Consider the following 21806-nt stretch of genomic DNA (forward strand, 5'->3'; position numbering starts at 1 on the left):
AGTAATCCTTTTTTTACAAGGAAAGCACACGCCTGAAATTAAAACCTGAAGAGACTAAAAATAGTTTTTAGAAGAATGAATAATTCACTCTGTCTATACCTGAATAAAAACAATTTACTTTGCTTTTACCCTACTTGAATTAAAAAGAAATACTTTTGCAAATTCCCAATTGAAAGATTTTACTGCTAATGTTAAAAACAAACCAATCAAATACTTGTGACGAAATGATATTTTCGTCTTTTTTTAAGAGCCATATTAAAGTACTTCGGAATTTTCTTTTTTACAAATATGGTAATAAAAACCAGGCTGAAGATGTGGCTCAGGAAGCGTTTTTGAAACTTTGGCAAAATTGTGCTGCTGTACCAATTGAAAAGGCAAAATCGTATATTTATACAATTGCAAATAACAGCACTTTAAATGAAATTGCCCATCAAAAAGTGGTCCTGAAATATGAAAAAAACTTCAACGGTTTAGACAGCACTAATGAAAGCCCGGAATTTCTTTTGGAAGAAAAACAATTTCAGGCCAAACTTTTAAAGGCGATTGAAAATTTAAATGAAAAACAGCGTGTGGCTTTTTTGATGCATCGAATAGATAAAAAAAAGTATAGTGAAATTGCCGAAGTTTTAGAAATAAGTGTAAAAGCAGTAGAAAAGCGCATCCACCTGGCTTTGTTAAACTTGCGCAAAGAAATTGAGATATAAAGTAGGGCAAAAACAGTTCTAATTGTTTTAATGATATAATTTCCAAATAATGAAAACAAATCGCTTATTGGCCAAATGGCTCAACGATGATTTAACCGAAGATGAATTAGCTGAATTTGAAGCGAGTCCGGATTTCAAAAAATACCAAAAAATTAAAAACTACACCGAGTATCTGGAAGTTGGCGATTTTGATGAAGATGCAATGCTGTCAAATATTCTTCAGCAGGAAAAAACAAATCCCAAAGTGATTCCATTATATAAAACATGGATGTTCCGTGCTGCAGCTATTTTTGTTCTGGCTCTTGGAGTTGCCTTTTCGGTAGAGAATTTTGTCCCGGAGACTGAAACTGCCAGTTTTGGAGAGACAAACACATTTTTGTTACCTGATAACTCTGAAGTAGTACTGAATTCTGGTTCTGAAATAAACTATAAAAAATGGAACTGGGACAATAAACGACGACTTGAACTAGAAGGAGAAGCCTATTTCAAAGTATCCAAAGGCAGGCGTTTTGAGGTTCAGACGAATCTGGGAAAAGTAGCTGTTTTAGGAACTCAGTTTAATGTAAAAGCCAGAAAAAACAGATTTGATGTAACGTGTTACGAAGGTCGTGTCAGAGTAAATTATGCTAATACTCAAATCGTTTTAACCCACGGGCAAAGTGTTACTTTTGAAAACGGAAAACAATTCGGTACTTCCGTAAATTCTTCTAAACCTGAATGGATTGATAATCAAATTTTATTTAATAAAGAGAATATCAAAACTTTACTGGACGAAGTTCAAAGGCAATACAATATCACAATCATATTAAATACAAAAGATACAACTTCACTGTTTACCGGAAAATTGCCAGATAACGATCTTGATACGGCATTACAAATCATAAGTACAACCTACCATCTGCAGGCTAGAAAAGTATCTGAAAACAAAATAATTTTTGACGAAAAATAGATGTTACGCCCCAAACGATTTCATTTTTCGTTTTTCTTATTTTTTCTTGTCCTGAACCTTTTCGCTCAGGGCAAAGGAAAAACTACATCTTTAAAAAAGATAATAATTGATATTGAAAACCAGCATCAGGTAAACTTTAATTATACTGAGGATAATGTCTTTGGTTTACAATTAACACCTCCTAAAAAGTCCCTTTCATTAGAACAGAAACTGCAATATCTCACACAAAGAACCAGATTGTCTTTTGAAAATTTAGACAATAAGTATATTAACGTTTATAAAAATCATAATAAAACGGAGATAATTTGCGGGTATGTTTTTTCTAATATTGATAAAAACCCTATTGAAGGTGCTAATATTCATTTTAATACTAGTACACACACCACAACAGCTTCAAATGGATATTTTGAATTTGAGAAAGGATCTAAGAATGTTTTTTCTATTAGTCACGTAGGATTTACACCCAAAAAGATTTCAATAGCAAATATCAATTCTAAAGAATGCCTCAACATCATTTTAGAATCAGAAGTTACAGAACTTGAAGAAATTAAGGCCAATCCTATTCTGGCTTCGGGAATTTCTAAAAATAGTAATGGCTCTTTTGAAATTAAACCTAAAAAGTTTGGTATCCTGCCAGGACTTATCGAACCTGATGCACTACAGACTATGCAGCAAATTCCGGGTGTAAACAGTCTGGATGAAAGCGTTTCAAGTATAAATGTTCGTGGAGGGACACATGACCAGAATTTATTTTTATGGAATGGAATACGGATGTTTCAAACAGGGCATTTTTTTGGTTTAATATCAGTATTTAATCCCAATCTGGCACATACTATTTCTATACATAAAAACGGAAGTTCTCCTTTCTATGGCGAAAGTGTTTCTAGTGTCGTAGCTATTTCTTCTACACCTGAGACAGCAGAAAAAAACTCTTTTAGCGCAGGAATCAACATGATTAATGCTGATATTTATGCAAAATACAATCTGTCGAAAAAAAGTTATGTTGAAATTTCAGGACGAAAATCGATTACTGATTTTGTAGAAACTCCAACATACAAAGAATACTTTAATAAAGTATTCCAAAACACTACTATTACTGATTTTGCCCGAAATCAAAACATCAACTATAAAAGTGATAAAGAATTCGATTTCTACGATGCAACTCTTAAATACATACAAAAAATAGGATTAAAAGATGAAATACTATTAGATCTGATTACCATACAAGATAACTTAAAGGTGTTTCAGAGTGCTGCAACTTATAACATAGTTAAATCTGAAAACAATATTTTACGGCAGCAAAATTTTGGTGGAAACCTATCCTGGAAAAGAAACTGGAATAACTTCAATACGACTAAAATTAATATTTATAACTCTTCGTATGAGCTTCTTGCCAATCAAAAAACGACTAATGGAGACCAAATCGTAATTCAGGAAAATACGGTTGCAAATAATGGAATCAATTTAGAAAATAACCATACTATAAGTTCAAAATTCAGCTTTAATAACGGATACCAGTTTAATGAAATTGGTGTTATTAATTTAGAACATGTGAGCAATCCTGATTTTTACCGTAAAACAAAAGAAGTTTTAAGAACTCATGCGCTAATTTTGGAAGGAAAATATAACGACACTATTTCCAGAGTAATTCTTAATGCCGGACTAAGACTAAATTATATTGAAAAATTCAAAAAATACATTCCAGAGCCCCGAATTCAATTTAATTATGGCTTCAACAAAAATTTAAATATTGAATTACTAGGCGAAATTAAAAGTCAAAACTCTCAGCAAATTATTGATTTGCAAAAAGATTATTTTGGTATAGAAAAAAGACGATGGATTATTTCAAACAATTCGTCAATTCCAATTCAGAGAAGCAGACAGCTATCGTTAAGTTTATTTTATAAAAAAAATGACTGGCTGCTGGATATTGAAAATTTTTATAAAAAAGTAAGCGGGATTACAAGTGCAAGCCAGGGTTTTCAGAATCAATTGGAATTTGTACGTATAACCGGAAATTATGAAATCGTAGGAACGGAAATTCTGATTCAGAAAAAGATGGATCATTTTCTAACCTGGCTTAGCTATACGTACAATAATAATAATTATCATTTTGAGAATTATGAATATCAAAGTTTTCCTAACAACTTCGAATTGACGCATACCGTATCATGGGCCGGAATTTATGAAAGAAACAAATTTAAAATTGCTTTGGGAACAAAATGGTCATCCGGCAGGCCTAAAACGTCGCCGGACCTTAGTAAAATTGACCTTTCAAATCCTGTTTTGGTTTACAATAAACCCAACAATACAAATTTGAGGATTTTTTCACAAGTCAACCTTTCCTCCACTTATAAGTGGGAAACAACTCGCGGTATTGTTTACAAATTAGGAATATCTATCTTAAATATTCTAAACTGGAAAAATGAAATTAGTGAATATTACAGAATGAGTCCGCTCTCAAATTCTATTGAAGAAGTCGAAACATTCTCACTGCAAAGAACTCCAAACCTGAGCTTTAGGGTTTCTTTTTAATTCAGACTATCCTGAATTATAAAACACCTCAATTTTTTTTCATCTTTTTTTTACAAAAACAACTATTCTTTGGTAGGGTAATCTTCATCAAGTCTGTTTTACTATTAAATCTATTAAAACGAAAAAAAATGAAGAAAAAAATAATCCTTGCAACTTTAGCAATAACTGCATTAGGAGCATTTGGTTATTACTATGTCTGGTATGGAGGTGCCAGAAATGTTTCGGCCGAAGAAGCTGCTTTTAGTGTTTCATCAAAAAATATTATTGATGAATTTGATTCTGATATTCAAAAATCAAACACAAAATACCTTGAGAAAGCAATAGCCATCAAAGGAACTGCCAGTAAAGTAAGCCCAAAACAAATTATTATAGACCATACCATTGTTTGTGATTTAAAAGAATCTAATCCGGCAATTAAAGAAGGCCAGCCTTTAACCCTAAAAGGCAGAGTTGTAGGATATGATGACTTAATGGGCGAATTAAAATTAGACCAGTGTTCAGTAGTAAATAACGATTAATACAATTAAAATGAGGAATTTTTTAGGCTTTGTGCTTGTGTTTTTTTTAACGGGAAATTTATTTGCCCAGGACGATTTGCTAAATCAGTTAGACACCACTAAATCAGATGAAAAACAAATAGAAATTGCCGCTTTCAAAGGTTTGCAGATAGGTAACATGCAATCTACAAAACTACCTGCAAAAGGAGAATGGTATATGCTTGTTTCACACCGTTTTGGTGATTTATCTGAAGGATTTAATAATTTCTTTGGTTTAGATAATGCCCTTACAAAATTTGGAGGAATCTATGGTGTAACAAACTGGCTAAGCTTTGGTGCTACACGCCATACCTACAATAAAATCTATGAAGTTACAGCCAAATATAAAATGGCGAATCAGGAAGTAAACGGATTTCCTGTTACAATTGTAGGATATAATACGATGGATATCAATAGCGCACTGGAAAAAGAAATATATCCAAACATACAATTTTCTGATCGTTTGGCTTTTACAACTCAATTGCTAGTTTCCAGAAAAGTAAACGAAAAGCTTTCTGTCGAATTGGGACTTATTAATGTTTACAAAAACTTATACGACGATTCAATTGAACAGCAAAATGTATTTTCTGCAGCAGGAGGATTACGATATAAAATTGCCAAAAGAATGAGCGTTAATCTTGAATACGCCGCGCGTGTCATTACAGAAGAAAAAGCTACAGATCCCTATCATAATCCGCTTACAGTTGGTTTAGATATAGAAACCGGGGGACACATTTTTCAACTCGTATTCTCAAACAGCCAGCCTATGAATGATGTTGCAGTATTTTCAACTGCGTCAGGAGACTGGAATAAAGGAAAGATTTATTTTGGATTCAACATGTACAGATCCTTTTAAAACAACAACTATTTAAGTTAAAATATCATCTCAATATGAAAAAGAATATATTAATAATACTATTTTCCTGTGCTGCATTTTTAGTTTCGTGTACACCGAGAACTTATGAAGAAATTTCAGAAACAGAGACAAATACTTCACCTACTTATACAGCAAACGTTGGTCCAGTCATACAAGCAAATTGTGTGAGCTGTCATTCAGCTGGAGGCCGATTCCCAACTTTACAGACTTACGAGCAGGTGAAAGATGCCTCTCAAAACGGCGACCTAATTTGCAGAATTGACCAAACTCAATCCTGCGGAAACGTAATGCCGAGATCGGGAGCCATGCCAAGGCAAACTATTGATATGATTATACTTTGGCAAAAAGAAGGTTATAAAAATTAAAATATATTTAAAATGAAAGAAATAATAATATCTGCATTGTTTTTATTAGCGGGAAACGTAGTTTTTTCGCAAAAGATGATCACCAGAACCGGTGAAGTAAAATTTGAAGCTTCAATGCCTGCTTTTGAAGAGGTAGCGGCGACTAATAAAACAACCTCCTGCATTCTGGAAAAAAGTACAGGTGACTTTGTAGCCCTGACCCTGATAAAATCATTCAAATTCAAAGCACCTTTAATGGAAGAACATTTTAATGAAAATTATATGGAATCTTCCCAATATCCAAAAGCGACTTTTAAAGGAAAGATTTTAAATTTTGATGCTAAAAAATTGTCTGCTTCAAAAACAGCTTACGATTTAGAAGGTGATTTAACCATTCATGGTGTTACAAAAAAAATAAAAACCAAAATCAATCTTACCTTAAACGGGACCAAAATTCTGGCATCTAGTGCCATTTCGGTTAAACCACAGGATTACAAAATTGAAATTCCAAGCCTGGTAAAAGGAAAAATTGCCGAAAATGTAAAAGTAGCTATGAATTTTGTTCTGGAGCCGAATTAATTAACAACTAATTTTTATGAAAAAAATATTAGTCGCCATTGCATTTTTAAGCTATTTTATCTCTACTGCACAAGAAAAAAACGTTTTTGATATTGCAAGAAGCGGAACTTTAGCAGAGATTCAAAATCTCTACAAATCAAATCCCGATTTAATCAATTCTCTTAACGAAAGTAAAACAAGTCCGTTGATTCTGGCCTGTTATAGAGGAAACATTCAAGTTGCGCAATTTCTAATAGAAAATGTAAAAGATATCAACTACAACTCAGATATGGGAACAGCATTAATGGCTGCTACTTATAAAAATTATCCAGAATTAGTAAAACTATTATTAGAGAGAAAAGCAAATCCAAATGCAACAGATACAAACGGAATAACAGCATTGTCACTGGCTGTTCAATTTAAGAATACTGAATTAGTAAAATTGCTTTTAGCATATAAAGCTGATAAAACAATTAAAGATAATCAAGGAAAAACAGCATTTGAATATGCTGTTTTTTCTCAAAATGAACCCATCATTAACCTTTTAAAATAAGTAAATCATGAAAAAAATTACTCTTTTAACTCTTTTAGCAATTGGTATAAGCAGTTTTGCCCAGCAAAAATCGACAGGAGACGTTACTTTTGGAACTAGCGGTATAACAGCAAATCTAACCTTAAACAATACTACTCAAAAAGCAACATTAAAACTTATAGGTCCCTCTGACAGATGGTTTGGATTGGAATTCGGAAGTTTTGCCGCTGGTGAAGGTATGAGTGATGGACACGATTTAGTATATGCTAACGGGACAACATTAGTTGATGCCAGACAAACCGGATTAGGTGATCCTCCTAGTACGGATGCCTCTCAAAGCTGGACAGTAACATCAAATACGGTAACCTCGGGAATCAGGACTATAATCGCAGAAAGAAATTTTTCAACCGGAGATACCAACGATTACACCTTTAATTATGCTAATACTACTATTGATTTTGTCTGGGCTAAAAGAAGTAATGCAAGTTATACAATAGGAAATCACGGAGGAAACCGCGGATATGCTATAGATACAGCTTTATCTACTACTTTGGGTGTAGAAGATTTTGGGTTAAAAGCATCTTCAATTTCTCCAAATCCATCAAACGGAAATTTTACCATTGAAACGAAAACAGGTTTAGATAAAATAAATGTATATTCTTTAGTAGGGACACTTGTTGAGAGTATTGAAGTAAAAAACAAAGCTAATACTGTTGATGTATCATTGAAAAGTTTGCAATCTGGAATTTACCTAATAGAATTGCAAAACGATCAGGAAAAAACGTGGAAAAAAATAATTATCAAATAGTTGGAAGGCTGTCAAAAGCCAAAATCAATTGTTAGAATAAAGCGTCAAAACTATTTAACTCAAAAATAGTTTGACGCTTTTTTTTATTGCAAATCATGTTTTAATATTTCAATCGAAAGTTATTCAGACAAAAAAAGAGGTTAGAAAAAAATCCTAACCTCTCCAAAAAAAATAAAAAAACCAAGTTATTAACTAATTTAAAAGTTAAATATTGTAATCTCTTAGAATGTTGTTGTACTATTTGCCTGGTATGCGAAGTTAAAAGTATAAAACCCGGTATCCTCTGTTTTTAATGGGTCTGGAGTAACAGGAGCACCTTTATAATAACTTAAAATTTCGAATTTTGCATATTTGCCATCATGAGTTTTTATAACAAAAACTTTTCCTGCAATAGGAGAAACGATATGAGAGTTTATATCATAGTTGTACCAACCTTTTCCACTTCCTTTAGGAATTGCATAAACGGTAGCCGCATCCTGAGCAAATGCAGAAGCCGCAGGATATAAAGTTACGCTGGCGAATGTCCCCGAAATAATACTGGCCGCACCAGTTCCAGTTCTGTTTGGTTCGGCATCAGTCATTTTAACTCCTCCGTTTACGATAATAGTTGTAGTATTGAAAGCTATATCCCAATTATCATTGGTAACGACTTTATTTTCAGAAAAACTGAACTTTGTATACGCCCCTTTTGAAGCATCAAGATCAGAAACTTTTATAGTTTCAACAGCCGGAATCGTGTTATCGTTATCATCATCACTACTACAAGATGCTGTAAAAATAACTAATGCTAAAAGTGAAAGTTTTAAGAATTTTGTTTTCATGGTAAAAGTGTTTAAAAAATATTGATTAAAAATTATATTGGATTCGTACAAAAATTTGTCTTCCGGCTAGATTAGGAATCTGTCCCGGATCTGTGTAATCAAATAAATTATTAGCTCCTGCCTGAAGCATTATTGTATCGATTATATATTTTGAAACTGATAAATTGGTTACTAAATAACCGTTTACAAATGTGTCGTATCTGTCAAGAATCTGATTTCCATTACTATCGAACAACCCATATTTACTACGATAGAAAACACGGAGATTGATATCGGTTTTGATTTTAGGAAAAGTATAAGCAAACTTCATATTTGCTGTATGTTTAGATCTGTTGAATAATCCGAAATAATCTGATTTACTAATTTGAACCGTTTGTAATTCTGAATTACGGATGTATTGGTAATCTTCAAAATTGTCGGTCACATCTTTATTTTTAGCAATTAAATATTGGTATCCTAATGATAATGAGAACTCTTTGGAAAAACTGTAAGTTGAATTATACTCAATACCGTAAGTGAAAATTGTATTGAAATTGGAATAACTAAAAATATTCTGACTGTTTGTTTTTGTAGCTACAATCTGTGTATCAATCAAATTACGGATAGTATTGTAGAAGGCATTAATATCTATTCTGAGTTTATTCCTTTTATAATAAGTTCCAAAATTGAAATTAATGGAGCTCTCTGCTTCTAATGGCTTATCGAAATTAACCCCTGCTAATCTGGACAAAAGCTGACCTTCCTCCTCAAATTGATTCAAACGTGACTCTGCAACATTATAACCCAAAACCGTATACCCAACTGATGGATTGGTAAAGTCGAAAAACAGCTGACGGAAATCCGGTGCTTTATAGCCATATCCTACCGAAGATTTTAAAGAAAAATTAGTATTGATTTTATAATTAACGGCCAGTTTTGGGCTAAACTGCGAAGCATATTCACTATGATTATCGTATCTGAATCCGGCAAGGATATTCCACTTTTCTTTTGGATTCCAGTCATATTGTAAAAAAACATATTGAGAATTAAATTTTACACTCTGATCAAAATACGTTCTGTCTAAAGTTTCATGATTTACTCCTATTCCTCCTGTAATTTTATCATTTTTAACAGAAAATGTTGTCCTGATTTCAGGGCGAAAAAGCCATTGATCGTAATATGCATCCTCATACCGAACATCATTCTGGTCATTTAAAAAGGAATCATTTTTATAATTTGTAGCATATAATTCGTATTCAGAATAGAATTTATCATTCCATTTATGCTCCAATTTTACTTGCGAGTTCCATTCTTTCTCTGTTGCATCGCCTTCATACATTTCAGAATTTATTTCAGCTTTATTATCCATTTTCATATCATAAAAACGGTTGCTCACAATTACTTTTAAATGTTCTGAAAAATCATAGTATATTTTTGGCTGAAGTGTAAAATTGTAAAACGGTTCTACATTTTTTAGAGGCGTATTTTTATTCAAATCGTAACCGTCTGTAGCATAAAAATTGGCAAAAAGATTAGCAGATAATTTCTTCTTTTTCCAAAGAAGGTTTGCATTAGCATCATTAGTGTTAAATGTAGCGTACCTGTATGAAAGGCTTCCTGAAAACATATCTTTTTTAGGCTTTTTTGTAATTACATTAATTACACCTCCCATGGCTTCAGAACCATACAAGGCAGACGAAGCCCCTTTTACAATTTCAATTCTTTCTATATTTCCAACCGAAACCCTGGACAAATCCAAAACACCTGAACTTCTCCCTACAAGCGGAACCCCATCAATTAAAATCATAGTGTAAGCAGCATCCAGTCCTTGCATTTGAATGCCTTCAAAACCACTTTCATCAGGAATTAATATAATACCGGTTTGTTCATTTAAAATCTCATTCAATCTCGTAACACCAGATTTAATAATCGTTTCAGCCGTAATAATTGTCATTGGCAAAGGCAATGATGAAATTACCCTCTCTGTTCTGGTCGCTGTTGTTACTTTGACTTCCGATAATTCATTTGTTTCAATGCTATCTTTTTGCATTTGCTGAGCAATTGTAATTTGACAAAAAACAAACAGTGTAAAAAGGATAATTTTTATATTCATTATTTTTATTCATTCTTAATAACTCCTGCAAATATATAATTATTTTTATTTATTCTAAATAAACTTTATATATTTGTAAAAATTTTTAAACTAAATAATTCAGTTATGATTACAAAAAGCCTCTACTTATTAGCCGTTATGGCTGTAACCTGCAGTCTTGGATTCAGTCAGGATAAAAAACAACAGGATATTAAATCGATAAAATCCATGTGTGGATGCTATGAAGTGAAATTTAATTTTGCAGAAACTTTTCAGTATGCAAAGGATTCAGCTTCTTATAAACCTTCACAGACAAAGCACGAATCTGCTTTGGAATGGGTAGAATTAGTTGAGGAGACCCCAAACAAAATTGTCATGCAGCATTTATTGATTGTAAGCGATGATATGATCATCAAACACTGGAGACAAGACTGGCTGTATGAAAACACGGATTTATATCTTTTCGATAAAAACACGTCATGGAAGTATAAAAAACTGGATAAAAAAAATGTAAAAGGACAATGGACTCAAAAAGTATATCAGGTAGATGACAGTCCAAGATATGAAGGAACTGCAACCTGGGTACATGTGGACGGAAAGGATTACTGGGCAAACGTTACTGACGCACCATTACCAAGAAGAGAACATACAAAACGTAATGATTATAATGTTTTAAAAAGAAGAAATATCCATGAAATCACTGCTACAGGATGGAACCATGAGCAGGACAATGACAAATTGTTTCGTGATGGCAGCGGAAAAGATGTTTTGCTGGCACAGGAAAAAGGAATGGACATTTATACTAAAGTTCCGGATAGTAAATGTATTGCTGCTCAAAAATGGTGGAAGGAAAACAATGCACTTTGGAAAAATGTTCGTGACAAATGGCAGACTCTTTTTGACAGACATCAGGACTTAAACTTAGAAGCCAAAGTAGAGAAAAAAACACTTTATTCTCTTTTGTTTGATTTGAAACCAGATGCTTCAAAATCAGAAACTGATGCTATCATCCAAAAGTTTGTGAAATAAAATATTTTGTTTTAGTTGTTAAAAGAGCCTGTAATTTAAAACTATAGGCTCTTTTATTATGCTTTTTGGAATATTATAAGCTATCTACATTCTCTCAGGAACTTCAATTCCTAATAAGGTAAAAGCAGATCTGATAACCTCACCCACTTTTTGCGAAAGCTGTACCCTGAAAATCTTTTTAATCAAATCAACTTCTCCTAAAATGTGTACTGATTGATAGAATGAATTGTATTCTTTTACCAAATCATACGTATAATTTGCAATTAAAGCCGGGCTATGATTTTGTGCCGCATTTTGAATTATTTCCGGGAAAAGCTGGATTAGTTTTACCAGTTCTTTTTCTTTTTCGTGCAATTCTTCAATGGTCGTTATAGCAGAAAAATCAAAATCGGCTTTACGGATAATAGATTGAATTCTGGCATACGTATATTGAATAAACGGACCTGTATTACCAGCAAAATCGACAGATTCTTCCGGATTGAACAAAATACGCTTTTTAGGATCTACTTTTAAAATGTAATATTTTAATGCGCCAAGTCCAATTGTTTTGTACAATTTAGCCTTTTCTTCAGCAGAATAACCGTCGAGTTTCCCTAAATCTTCAGAGATCTGTTTGGCTGTTGCCGTCATATCATGCATCAGGTCATCGGCATCTACCACGGTTCCTTCACGGCTTTTCATTTTTCCGGATGGTAAATCAACCATTCCGTATGACAAATGATACAAGCTTGAAGCCCAGTCAAAACCTAACTTTTTCAGGATTAAGAATAATACTTTAAAATGATAATCCTGCTCATTTCCAACGGTATAAACCATTCCGCCAACATCCGGCATATCTTTTACACGCTGAATTGCAGTTCCGATATCTTGTGTCATATAAACAGCAGTCCCATCAGAACGTAATACAATTTTACGATCCAAACCTTCATCTGTCAAGTCAATCCAGACTGAACCATCAGGATCTTTTTCGAAAACACCTTTATCAATCCCAACCTGAACCACATCTTTACCTAATAAATACGTATTGCTTTCGTAATAATATTTATCAAAATCAACTCCAAGATTGGTATAAGTTGTAGCAAAACCGTCATACACCCATTGGTTCATCTTCTTCCAAAGCGCGATTACTTTTTCATCCCCAGCTTCCCATTTTTTTAGCATATCCTGGGCTTCACCGATAATTGGCGCTTGCTTCTTGGCTTCCTCTTCCGTTTTGCCAGTTTCTATTAATCGATTGATTTCACTTTTATATGCTTTATCAAACTCAACATAATATTTTCCTACTAACTTATCCCCTTTTAAGCCTGAAGATTCAGGAGTTTCTCCGTTTCCAAATTTTTCCCAGGCCAGCATCGATTTGCAGATATGGATTCCGCGGTCGTTGATAATTTGTGTTTTATATACTTTTTTACCAGAAGCTTTCAAAATTTCAGCAACAGAATAACCTAATAAGTTGTTACGTACATGCCCTAAATGCAAAGGTTTATTAGTATTTGGCGAAGAATACTCCACCATGATCGCTTTCTCATCAGGATTTGGAGTTACATAACCAAACTTGGTATTGTCCCGTATCTCATTGAAGAAATTCAGATAATAACGATCTGCAATCACGATATTAAGGAAACCAGAAACGACATTGAATCTTGCAACTTCGGCCACATTTTCAACAAGGTAATCTCCAATTTTATTTCCTAATTCGGCAGGATTACTTTTAGTCAATTTCAATAAAGGGAAAATCACCATCGTAATATCGCCCTCAAACTCTTTTCGCGTAGCCTGAAATTCGATTTTATCGACAGTAACATCAAATAATGCCTGAATGGCGTTTTGTATAGAAGGAGTAAGAATTTGTGATAATGACATGTAAACTTTTTTTAAGGTGAGCAAATATACTGCTTATTCATCAATTTGAGAAAACGAAAAACATATTAAATAGTAAAAAAGAGTTAGAAATTCTTAAAAAAATGAGAGCGCAAATTGTTAAAATTATCAAAAAATCAAAACACTAATGTATTATAAAACAGTCACTGTATATAAGTTTTAGCTTTTTTCTGTAAAAATGTTGTAACAAATCATTAATAAAATGGTCTTATTATCAAATTTGAAAACAATCATCAATCAAATCAAAAATAATCAACTAAAATAATTATGAAATTAAAATACTTATTGTTTGCATTACTGGGAGTAATTGCAACAACTCATGCCCAGAATACGGGAACGGTATCCGGGAAAGTTATTGAAAAATCGAATAAAGCTCCTATTTCTTATGCTACGGTTTCGATTAAAGACAACGGAAAAGTCATTTCCGGAGTGAATACAGACGACAATGGGGATTTTACGATTAAAAACCTTGCCCTAAAAAGTTACACAATCGAAATTCAGTACATTGGTTTTAGAAAATATATTGGATCTGTCATTTTAAGTGATAACAAAAAATCAGCTACGGTTAATGTATCTCTTGAAGAAGAAGCAACGCAGCTAAAAGGCGTGAATATTGTTGCTGAACGTTCTACAATTGAGCAGAAAATCGACCGTAAAGTAATCAATGTTGGGAAAGATTTAACCACAGCAGGGGCTTCGGCATCTGAGATCATGAATAATATTCCGTCTGTGAATGTAGATCAGGACGGAAAGCTTTCGCTTCGCGGAAATGACAATGTACGTGTATTAATTGACGGACGTCCTTCTAATATTGATCCAGCGCAATTATTAAAACAAATTCCATCGACTTCTATCAAAAAAATTGAGTTGATTACCAATCCAAGTGCGAAATACAACCCTGAGGGAATGTCGGGAATCATCAATATTGTTTTGCACAAAAATGCCAATAACGGTTTCAACGGAAGTTATAGCGGTGGAATTACCTTTGGGAAAACTGCGAAATACAATCAGTCTTTAGATTTAAATTATAAAACCGGTAAAGTAAATTTCTTTGGAAACGGCGGAACTAATTTCGGGACTTATTTTAATGATGGCTTCATCAAAAAAACAGATAAAAGCACTATCCAAAACTTAGACATTTCTAATAAAAATGATTCATACTTATATAAAATTGGAATGGATTATTTAATTGATGATCATAATACATTATCTTTTTATACTACTCAAAATAAAGCAACAGGACTTGGATTCGTAAATACTGATATTGATTATTTTAATTCACCGGAAGGAATTAGTAATATATATCAAAAAGGAAGATATGAAGGTCCGAACACAACCGGAACTTATAATCTGGCTTACAAACACATCTTTAAAAAAGAAGGCCACACGTTAGATTTTGAAGGAAATTATAGTACTACAGAGGAAACCCAGAATGCTTCTTTTGATACTGAAACCATAAAAACAGATAATACATCCAACAGAAATGTTTATAGTGATTTCATAAATGACAAACGTAAATTAAGCACTTTGAATGTGGATTATGTAAATCCTTTAAATGAAAAAACTACATTGGAAGCGGGTGCTGAAGCCAGAATAACGAAAACCGAGAATAATTATGCAACTGAAAATCCGTTTGCTGAATTCCCTGTATCTAATTATATATATGATACTAATATTTATTCAGCTTATGTAACTTTTGGTCAGAAATTCAAAAAATTCAGTTATCAACTGGGAGCGCGTTTTGAAAGTTATAATCTCAAATCCAATTTAAACTACGGTTATAAAATATTTAATGATGATTATATTACCTTATATCCTTCTGCTTATTTAACGTATAATCTGAACGAAAAAAACACTTTTCAGTTGAGTTACAGCCGTCGTGTTGATCGCCCAAGTTTAGAACAGACAAAACCGATTCGTGAGTTTTCGACTCCATTGGTTACCTCATTTGGAAATCAGGACTTAAGACCACAGTTTACCAATTCTGTAGAATTAAATTATACCAAAACTTTAGAAAAAGGAAGCTTTACTACAGGTGTATTTTACAGAAGTATTAACGATCCGATTAGCAGAACTTTAAGACCGGATGAATTAAATCCAAATAAACAAATTATGAGTTTTACTAATTATGATCATAATACTTCGTATGGATTTGAAGTTTCTTTAAATTACAAAATTACAAAATGGTGGGATATCCAGCCTTCTATCGACTTTTCAAGCATCAATCAGCAAGGAGTTGTGTTTAAATATGATGAAACAGAACCTACAAAAAGCACTGCAGAGGAGAGAACAGTTACAGTGGCAGCATTCAACGCCCGTATGAATTCTAACTTCAAGGCCACAAAACGTTTAAGCTTTTTATTATTCGGATTTTACAGAGGACCAGTTGAAGATGTACAGCAGGAAAGAAAGGAAATGTACAAAATAGATATGGGTTCACGCTATACTCTATTAGACAACAAAATGAATATAAGCGTACGTTTTAATGACGTTTTTAATACTATGAAATATGCTTTTGATACCCAATATCCTTATCCTCAATCAGGACAGTTTACCTGGGAAAGTCAAACAGTTTACCTGGGTTTAACTTACAACTTTGGTGGTGCAAAAATCAAAAAATTACAACGTAAACAAAGAGATGACAATACCAGTAAAGATGCTGGCGGAATGTTTTAAACGATTATTTTTTACTATTTTAATTAGCACTTGTAGAGAAAAAGGCCTGAAGTTTGCCAGCTTCAGGCCTTTTTTACGAACTCGTTTTTATAAAAAATTTCGAATTTCTTTTACTTCTTCCGGATTTGCGGTTTCTGTATTATCTGTAATAGCCGATGAATGATAAAAAGTAGGTTCTAATTTATCCTGCAATAACTTAATATTTGAAGATCGTAATCCCCCGCCAGGCATAATTTCAATTCTGTCACCGGCTAATTTTTGAATTTTTTCAAGATTAAAAATTCCCTGTTCAACGTTTATTTCCTGTCCGGAGGTTAAAATTGTTTTAAAACCGCAATCTATAATATTTTCTAAAGACTGCTCAACATTTTTAACAACATCAAAAGCCCGATGAAAAGTACACGGAAGCGGTCTGGCCAAATTGACTAATTCCAGATTTTTCTTTTTATTGATAGTACCATCTTCATTTAAAATCCCAAAAACAAAACCATCAACTCCTAACTTTTTAAACTGTTTTATATCTTGTTTCATTTCGGCAATTTCCTCATCTGTATAAAAAAAATCTCCACCTCGGGGTCTTATGATCACATGCATTTTTATGGAAAGTTTTTCACGAACCTTGACCGTTAAAACATAATTTGGCGTTGTACCTCCAAGCTCCATATTCTCGCACAATTCGATTCGGTCAGCACCGTTATCCTGTGCAATTAAAGCTGATTCATAATTAAAGCAGGCTATTTCGAGTTGATTTTTTTTCATTATATAAAGGAATTCAATTGAACCAAATATAAAAAAACCTGCTTCAAAGCGAAACAGGTTTTATATAATTTACACAAATAAACTTACCATTTGATAATAGCACTTGCCCAGGTAAATCCACTTCCAAAAGCTGCTAAAACAACAGTATCTCCAGACTTAATTTTTCCTTGTTCCCAGGCTTCTGTTAAAGCAATCGGGATAGACGCTGCAGTTGTATTACCATATTTCTGGATATTATTATGAACCTGATCGTCTGATAATTTGAACTTATTCTGAATGAATTGCGAGATTCTTAAATTTGCCTGATGCGGGATCAGCATATCAATATCCGACACTTGCAAACCATTTGCCTCTAAGCCTTCATTTATAACTTCTGCAAAACGCACAACTGCATTTTTAAATACAAATTGCCCATTCATATACGGATAATAACTTTCGTCATTAGGGTCATTATCGGCAATAATATCAGTTACCCAACGCGCTCCCATTCCTGGTGCCTGCAACGCCAATTCTTCAGCATGCTGCCCTTCAGAATGTAAATGCGTTGATAAAATTCCTTTTGACAAATCTTCTTCACGGCTTAAAACTGCCGCTCCTGCCCCATCTCCAAAAATTACCGAAACGCCACGCCCACGGGTTGTCATGTCTAATCCTGTTGAATGTACCTCAGAACCAATTACCAGAATATTTTTATACATTCCGGTCTTAATATATTGATCCGCAACAGAAATAGCATACACAAAACCTGAACATTGATTTCTAACATCCAATGCCCCTACGGTTCTCAATCCCAAATCACGTTGTACCAAAACTCCGGGTCCTGGAAAATAGTAATCAGGACTCAATGTAGCAAAAACGACAAAATCAATATCTTCTTTGACTACGCCGGAACGTTCAATTGCTATCTTAGCAGCTTTGACCCCCATAGAAGTTGTAGTGTCTTCACCACGAATAATATGTCTTCTTTCCTGAATTCCGGTCCGCTCCTGAATCCACTCATCATTGGTATCCATAATCTTAGACAAATCATCGTTTGTCACCACATTTGAAGGAACATAATATCCTAAGCCCGCAATTTTTGAATGATACATACTCTCTTTTTTATTAGTTTAAAACTGGATTGCAAATTTAAGTATACTTTAAAACATTAGTATACAAATTACTATTTTTTTCGCAATTGACAATTTTCTGTATCTTAAAAAACATTTTATTTCAAATTAGTCCTTTTTCAGAAAACTACTTGTTCAGGTTACAAAACGAAAACCCCTAAAAAGTAAACAATTTAGGGGCTTCGCTTATGATTTTTATTTTCTTATCCTTTTAGCCAGGCATTTTTAAGTTTTTCTTTTGAAGCATCTGTAGCTTTAAAAGTTTCACTTTCTTCGTAAGGTAATTTTACTGTACCTTTTATTGTTTTATCACTGCCAGCTCTTTTTATCTGAACCGTAATCGGATCATTTTCTTTCCAGTTTTCACTCTCACCAATTAAATCATATATATTATCTAAAGTATATGGTTTAGCATTTATTGACAAAATTACATCTCCTGGTTTTAGATCCAGATTAGTAAAAAACGGATTTAACTCAACATCCTGACGAACACTTATCTGTTTCGTTTTTGGATCAACTCCTATGTATGGTGCCTGCCCTTTTATGAAAACTGAACCCGCTTTTTTCTCAGATGCCTTTGTAACGCCCACTTTAGCTAAATATTGATCATACTGAATAGGAATTGTTCCGGCAACATGCGTTTTAAGGAATTCCCCAACTTCAGGATAAGTCAATTTTGTGATTTTATCAAAAAGTTCATTGTCGTTAAATGGTTTTTCAACTCCATACTCTTCAGATAGTTTATGCATCAGATCAAGAATACCTCGCTCACCATTACTTTTTTCCCTTATGATAATATCAATACACATTCCGATTAATGCCCCTTTTTGATATACATTTAAATATTGGTCTTTGTAAGGCTGCTCCAGTACATTTTTACTCATCACTGTAAATGACATCGTATCATTTAAACTTTTTGCCTGTTCGATTTTATCCGCAATACGGGTATAAAATTCAGCTTCGTCAATTAAGCCCTGATTAATCTGAAAAAGATTCGCGAAATATTCTGTTACACCTTCGTACATCCATAAATGTTCAGACATCTTTGGAGCATTATAATCAAAATATTGGATTTCCTTAGAGTGAATAGTCAATGGCGTTACAATATGAAAAAATTCGTGTGAAACGACATCTTTCATCGACTCAACCAACTTCTCTTTCGGCATCGATTCAGGTAAAACAACTGTAGTGACTGTTGGGTGTTCTAAAGCCCCAAATCCATGCGCATCATCCTTTTCCATACTTGACAAATACAATAAAACGGTATATTTTTTAGTAGCATTTACTTTGCCTAGAAAGTTTTTTTGTGCCGTCATCATTGTTTTCATTTCCGGAGTAATACTTTCTGCAGTGAATTTTCCGGTTGGAGAATAAACTGCAATCAGAATATCCATCCCGTTAACGTTGAATGTAGTATAATCAGGCTTAGAATACATAATTGGATTCTCTACCAAAACAGCATAACGGGGCGTTGTAAAAACATCACTTGTTTTACTTGCATCTTCATCTGTCATTGAAGTTGCTCCCCAAAGTATTTCTGGATGTGTGATGGTAACTTTATACGGAACATCTAATTTATCCTGAAAATATCCAACAAACCCATGCGTATTTACCATAAAATTGATTCCGGCATTTATGTTTGTTCCGGCTGGAGAAAAAACATCATCATTACCAAAACCCGTTCCTTTTTCTGTATCAAAAGTATCGCCAACCAAATAGGTAATGGTTTTCAATTTTTTTGCATCCGAAATTGACCATGAGTTATCATCGATCCTTTTTACATTTAGCGCATTCCCTTTTACATCAAAAGCTTTAAAACCATCTGAATATTTCCCGTAATTATCTGTAGAATAAGTTCCCGGAACAGTTTTAGGTATACTGTAAATTACTTCATCAGTTTTTATCTGAGGTGCGGTTACTGTAACCAAAACTTTATCCTCTTTTACATCAGTAAGATTAATATTTACAGCAACGTTTTCATTCGCTGCACTTGACGTCCCTGTTTTACAGCTCCATAAGGTAACTGCAAGCGCTAATGTGCAAATTATTTTTTTCATTTATTAAAAGTTTAATTTTTATATGAGTCTTACAAATTATAAAACTGTTACAGTAAAGATATAAATAAAAAAACTCCTGCAATTCAGGAGTTTTCATTTAGTCTAATTTATTTTTTATATAGTATTTCCCATCCAGATCTTCATCAAAATCATCTATTTTAACTGGTTTTGGCTTTGGTTTATTTGCGATTGCCTTCTTTTTCCACATCTCGAATTTCTCAAGAGGCATTTTCTTTTTCATTATTTCCAGAACTTCTTTTTCTGACAATCCAAATTCTTTTTTTATAATTTCGAATGGATTTCTCTCTTCTAATGCCAACGAAAAAAGCTTTTCAGTTTGTTCCCAATTCAATTCTTTGCGGTTACTCTTTTTCATCACGTGAAAATTAATTCAAAATAGAGGTTAATGATTAATAGATTGATTTTCAAATTAAGATCAATATTAATAAAAAAAATAATTAGTTGATCAGATTGGATAAATTTTTTTTATTGATTTTAGCATTTTTTTACACTATGTTAATTTTTAGCAGCAAGTTTACAAAATTTATAATGTATCATTTAATTCACGGCAAATATTGGCCGAAAACACAAAAAGAGAGAAAATCAATTGTACATCTGATTCTCCCTTCTTATTAAAGTCTTTTTACAAGGTCAGTTTTTCTTGCTGAAATTGATATTCATTATGATAATAGCCAGAATAATCAAAATAATCCCAATCCATTGTAAAAAAACAACTTTTTCATTCAATAAAACAAATGCCATCATTACAGAAACAGGAAGCTCAAGAGCCGAAACGATGCTCCCTAAACCAATTCCGGTCAATGGAAAACCAGCATTCATAAGCATTGGCGGAATTATAGTTCCGAAAAGAGAAAGCACAATGCCCCATTTTAGGAAAATTGAAAAATTGAAGGGTGTAATTTGTGTAGCAAAAGCAAATGAAAAAACAATAATAGCGCCACCTAAAAGCATGTATAAACTTCTTTGCGCCGAAGAAATTTCAAGAGCAACACGGTTCGCAGTAAACATTGTTGTGGTAAATGATGCAGCCGCAAGAACACCCCAGCCAATACCTCGCCAGTCTAACTCAATAGTACTGTTAAGGATATTCGTTGCGAGCACTGTTCCGATTAAAACAATAAAAACAGCAATTATTTTTTGAAGTGACGGAAGTTTCTTTTCTAAAATCATTTCGAGCAAAACACCCATCCAGACCGTTTGCATCAATAAAACAATACCAATAGAAACCGGAATATATTTTACAGCCAGATAATAAAACAAACTCGTCATTCCGAGTGAAGTTCCAGCCAGCATTAGCTTAAAAATATTTGTAGATGTGGCTCTTACCACTTTTGTTTTATATTTTACCTTTTGAAAAGCATTAATCAGCAAAATACCTATAAGCCCTAATATAAATTGAGATGTAGTGACTTCTGCAGTAGTAAAACCTTCTTCATAAGCCATTTTTACAAAGGTAGCCAGCATACCATAACTTGTAGCGCCTAAAGCAACCAGAAAAACTCCTCTAAGAACATTTTTTTGTGACATTCTTGTTTTATT

Annotated in this window: 19 protein-coding genes; 11 read left to right on the plus strand and 8 right to left on the minus strand. The window is 33.2% G+C overall.

The window, feature by feature from the left end; all coding sequences use genetic code 11:
- Window positions 1–188 precede the first annotated feature (188 nt).
- The 9 genes from K8B81_RS05840 (at window position 189) to K8B81_RS05880 (ending at window position 7843) form a co-directional block, all read left to right on the plus strand.
- Window positions 189–704, plus strand: a complete 516-nt coding sequence (locus tag K8B81_RS05840) for an RNA polymerase sigma factor (RefSeq protein ID WP_223679855.1) — start codon at window positions 189–191, stop codon at window positions 702–704.
- Window positions 705–753: 49 nt separating this feature from the next.
- Window positions 754–1653, plus strand: coding sequence for a FecR family protein (locus K8B81_RS05845; protein ID WP_223679856.1), 900 nt, complete (start codon window positions 754–756; stop codon window positions 1651–1653).
- Entirely contained in the window at window positions 1654–4188 is a 2535-nt protein-coding gene (locus K8B81_RS05850; RefSeq protein ID WP_223679857.1) for a TonB-dependent receptor, read from the plus strand. It begins immediately after the preceding gene.
- Window positions 4189–4316: 128 nt separating this feature from the next.
- Window positions 4317–4706, plus strand: a complete 390-nt coding sequence (locus K8B81_RS05855) for an OB-fold protein (RefSeq protein WP_223679860.1) — start codon at window positions 4317–4319, stop codon at window positions 4704–4706.
- A gap of 10 nt (window positions 4707–4716) precedes the next feature.
- Entirely contained in the window at window positions 4717–5580 is an 864-nt protein-coding gene (locus tag K8B81_RS05860) for a DUF5777 family beta-barrel protein (RefSeq protein ID WP_223679862.1), read from the plus strand.
- A 35-nt stretch (window positions 5581–5615) separates the two neighbouring features.
- On the plus strand, window positions 5616–5966 hold the full coding sequence (locus K8B81_RS05865; RefSeq protein WP_223679863.1) for a hypothetical protein: 351 nt from the start codon (window positions 5616–5618) through the stop codon (window positions 5964–5966).
- A gap of 12 nt (window positions 5967–5978) precedes the next feature.
- Window positions 5979–6524: a YceI family protein gene (locus K8B81_RS05870; RefSeq protein ID WP_223679865.1), complete on the plus strand. Its 546-nt coding sequence runs from the start codon at window positions 5979–5981 to the stop codon at window positions 6522–6524.
- A 16-nt stretch (window positions 6525–6540) separates the two neighbouring features.
- Complete coding sequence (locus K8B81_RS05875) at window positions 6541–7056, plus strand: ankyrin repeat domain-containing protein (protein ID WP_223679868.1); 516 nt, start codon at window positions 6541–6543, stop codon at window positions 7054–7056.
- Between the two features lie 7 nt (window positions 7057–7063).
- Window positions 7064–7843, plus strand: a complete 780-nt coding sequence (locus K8B81_RS05880) for a T9SS type A sorting domain-containing protein (RefSeq protein ID WP_223679882.1) — start codon at window positions 7064–7066, stop codon at window positions 7841–7843.
- Window positions 7844–8064: 221 nt separating this feature from the next.
- Here K8B81_RS05880 and K8B81_RS05885 read toward each other — a convergent pair whose 3' ends face one another.
- Window positions 8065–8664, minus strand: a complete 600-nt coding sequence (locus tag K8B81_RS05885; protein WP_223679884.1) for an HmuY family protein — start codon at window positions 8662–8664, stop codon at window positions 8065–8067.
- 25 nt (window positions 8665–8689) lie between these two features.
- On the minus strand, window positions 8690–10693 hold the full coding sequence (locus tag K8B81_RS05890) for a TonB-dependent receptor plug domain-containing protein (RefSeq protein WP_317196948.1): 2004 nt from the start codon (window positions 10691–10693) through the stop codon (window positions 8690–8692).
- 168 nt (window positions 10694–10861) lie between these two features.
- Here K8B81_RS05890 and K8B81_RS05895 point away from each other — a divergent pair, with 168 nt between their 5' ends.
- Window positions 10862–11764, plus strand: a complete 903-nt coding sequence (locus tag K8B81_RS05895; protein WP_223679888.1) for a DUF6607 family protein — start codon at window positions 10862–10864, stop codon at window positions 11762–11764.
- An 84-nt stretch (window positions 11765–11848) separates the two neighbouring features.
- On the opposite strand, the gene argS is transcribed toward K8B81_RS05895, so the two are convergent.
- Window positions 11849–13627 (minus strand): arginine--tRNA ligase, encoded by a 1779-nt coding sequence (gene argS, locus K8B81_RS05900; protein ID WP_223679890.1) that lies wholly within the window; start codon window positions 13625–13627, stop codon window positions 11849–11851.
- A 285-nt stretch (window positions 13628–13912) separates the two neighbouring features.
- On the opposite strand from argS, the gene K8B81_RS05905 reads away from it, so the two are divergent.
- Window positions 13913–16321 (plus strand): TonB-dependent receptor domain-containing protein, encoded by a 2409-nt coding sequence (locus tag K8B81_RS05905; protein ID WP_223679892.1) that lies wholly within the window; start codon window positions 13913–13915, stop codon window positions 16319–16321.
- 87 nt (window positions 16322–16408) lie between these two features.
- On the opposite strand, the gene K8B81_RS05910 is transcribed toward K8B81_RS05905, so the two are convergent.
- From K8B81_RS05910 to K8B81_RS05930, 5 genes are all read right to left on the minus strand, one after another.
- Complete coding sequence (locus K8B81_RS05910) at window positions 16409–17080, minus strand: copper homeostasis protein CutC (RefSeq protein ID WP_223679894.1); 672 nt, start codon at window positions 17078–17080, stop codon at window positions 16409–16411.
- A gap of 83 nt (window positions 17081–17163) precedes the next feature.
- Window positions 17164–18171: a 3-oxoacyl-ACP synthase III family protein gene (locus tag K8B81_RS05915; protein ID WP_223679895.1), complete on the minus strand. Its 1008-nt coding sequence runs from the start codon at window positions 18169–18171 to the stop codon at window positions 17164–17166.
- Window positions 18172–18392: 221 nt separating this feature from the next.
- A complete protein-coding gene (locus K8B81_RS05920; protein ID WP_223679897.1) occupies window positions 18393–20246 on the minus strand; it encodes a M61 family metallopeptidase in 1854 nt (617 codons plus the stop codon).
- 97 nt (window positions 20247–20343) lie between these two features.
- Complete coding sequence (locus K8B81_RS05925; protein WP_223679899.1) at window positions 20344–20622, minus strand: DUF2805 domain-containing protein; 279 nt, start codon at window positions 20620–20622, stop codon at window positions 20344–20346.
- Between the two features lie 275 nt (window positions 20623–20897).
- A complete protein-coding gene (locus K8B81_RS05930) occupies window positions 20898–21794 on the minus strand; it encodes an EamA family transporter (RefSeq protein WP_223679901.1) in 897 nt (298 codons plus the stop codon).
- Window positions 21795–21806 lie beyond the last annotated feature (12 nt).

Source organism: Flavobacterium hibisci (assembly GCF_020026925.1).
In the GTDB taxonomy this organism is placed as follows: domain Bacteria; phylum Bacteroidota; class Bacteroidia; order Flavobacteriales; family Flavobacteriaceae; genus Flavobacterium; species Flavobacterium hibisci.

Bases quoted from the DNA above. Each gene is read 5' to 3' on its own strand.
- K8B81_RS05860 (WP_223679862.1), top strand. From the start codon at position 4,717: ATGAGGAATTTTTTAGGCTTTGTGCTTGTGTTTTTTTTAACGGGAAAT.
- K8B81_RS05915 (WP_223679895.1), bottom strand. From the start codon at position 18,171: ATGTATCATTCAAAAATTGCGGGCTTAGGATATTATGTTCCTTCAAAT.
- argS (WP_223679890.1), bottom strand. From the start codon at position 13,627: ATGTCATTATCACAAATTCTTACTCCTTCTATACAAAACGCCATTCAG.
- K8B81_RS05925 (WP_223679899.1), bottom strand. From the start codon at position 20,622: ATGAAAAAGAGTAACCGCAAAGAATTGAATTGGGAACAAACTGAAAAG.
- K8B81_RS05905 (WP_223679892.1), top strand. From the start codon at position 13,913: ATGAAATTAAAATACTTATTGTTTGCATTACTGGGAGTAATTGCAACA.
- K8B81_RS05895 (WP_223679888.1), top strand. From the start codon at position 10,862: ATGATTACAAAAAGCCTCTACTTATTAGCCGTTATGGCTGTAACCTGC.
- K8B81_RS05855 (WP_223679860.1), top strand. From the start codon at position 4,317: ATGAAGAAAAAAATAATCCTTGCAACTTTAGCAATAACTGCATTAGGA.
- K8B81_RS05910 (WP_223679894.1), bottom strand. From the start codon at position 17,080: ATGAAAAAAAATCAACTCGAAATAGCCTGCTTTAATTATGAATCAGCT.
- K8B81_RS05875 (WP_223679868.1), top strand. From the start codon at position 6,541: ATGAAAAAAATATTAGTCGCCATTGCATTTTTAAGCTATTTTATCTCT.
- K8B81_RS05880 (WP_223679882.1), top strand. From the start codon at position 7,064: ATGAAAAAAATTACTCTTTTAACTCTTTTAGCAATTGGTATAAGCAGT.
- K8B81_RS05865 (WP_223679863.1), top strand. From the start codon at position 5,616: ATGAAAAAGAATATATTAATAATACTATTTTCCTGTGCTGCATTTTTA.
- K8B81_RS05930 (WP_223679901.1), bottom strand. From the start codon at position 21,794: ATGTCACAAAAAAATGTTCTTAGAGGAGTTTTTCTGGTTGCTTTAGGC.
- K8B81_RS05885 (WP_223679884.1), bottom strand. From the start codon at position 8,664: ATGAAAACAAAATTCTTAAAACTTTCACTTTTAGCATTAGTTATTTTT.
- K8B81_RS05920 (WP_223679897.1), bottom strand. From the start codon at position 20,246: ATGAAAAAAATAATTTGCACATTAGCGCTTGCAGTTACCTTATGGAGC.
- K8B81_RS05870 (WP_223679865.1), top strand. From the start codon at position 5,979: ATGAAAGAAATAATAATATCTGCATTGTTTTTATTAGCGGGAAACGTA.
- K8B81_RS05890 (WP_317196948.1), bottom strand. From the start codon at position 10,693: ATGCAAAAAGATAGCATTGAAACAAATGAATTATCGGAAGTCAAAGTA.
- K8B81_RS05845 (WP_223679856.1), top strand. From the start codon at position 754: ATGAAAACAAATCGCTTATTGGCCAAATGGCTCAACGATGATTTAACC.
- K8B81_RS05850 (WP_223679857.1), top strand. From the start codon at position 1,654: ATGTTACGCCCCAAACGATTTCATTTTTCGTTTTTCTTATTTTTTCTT.
- K8B81_RS05840 (WP_223679855.1), top strand. From the start codon at position 189: ATGTTAAAAACAAACCAATCAAATACTTGTGACGAAATGATATTTTCG.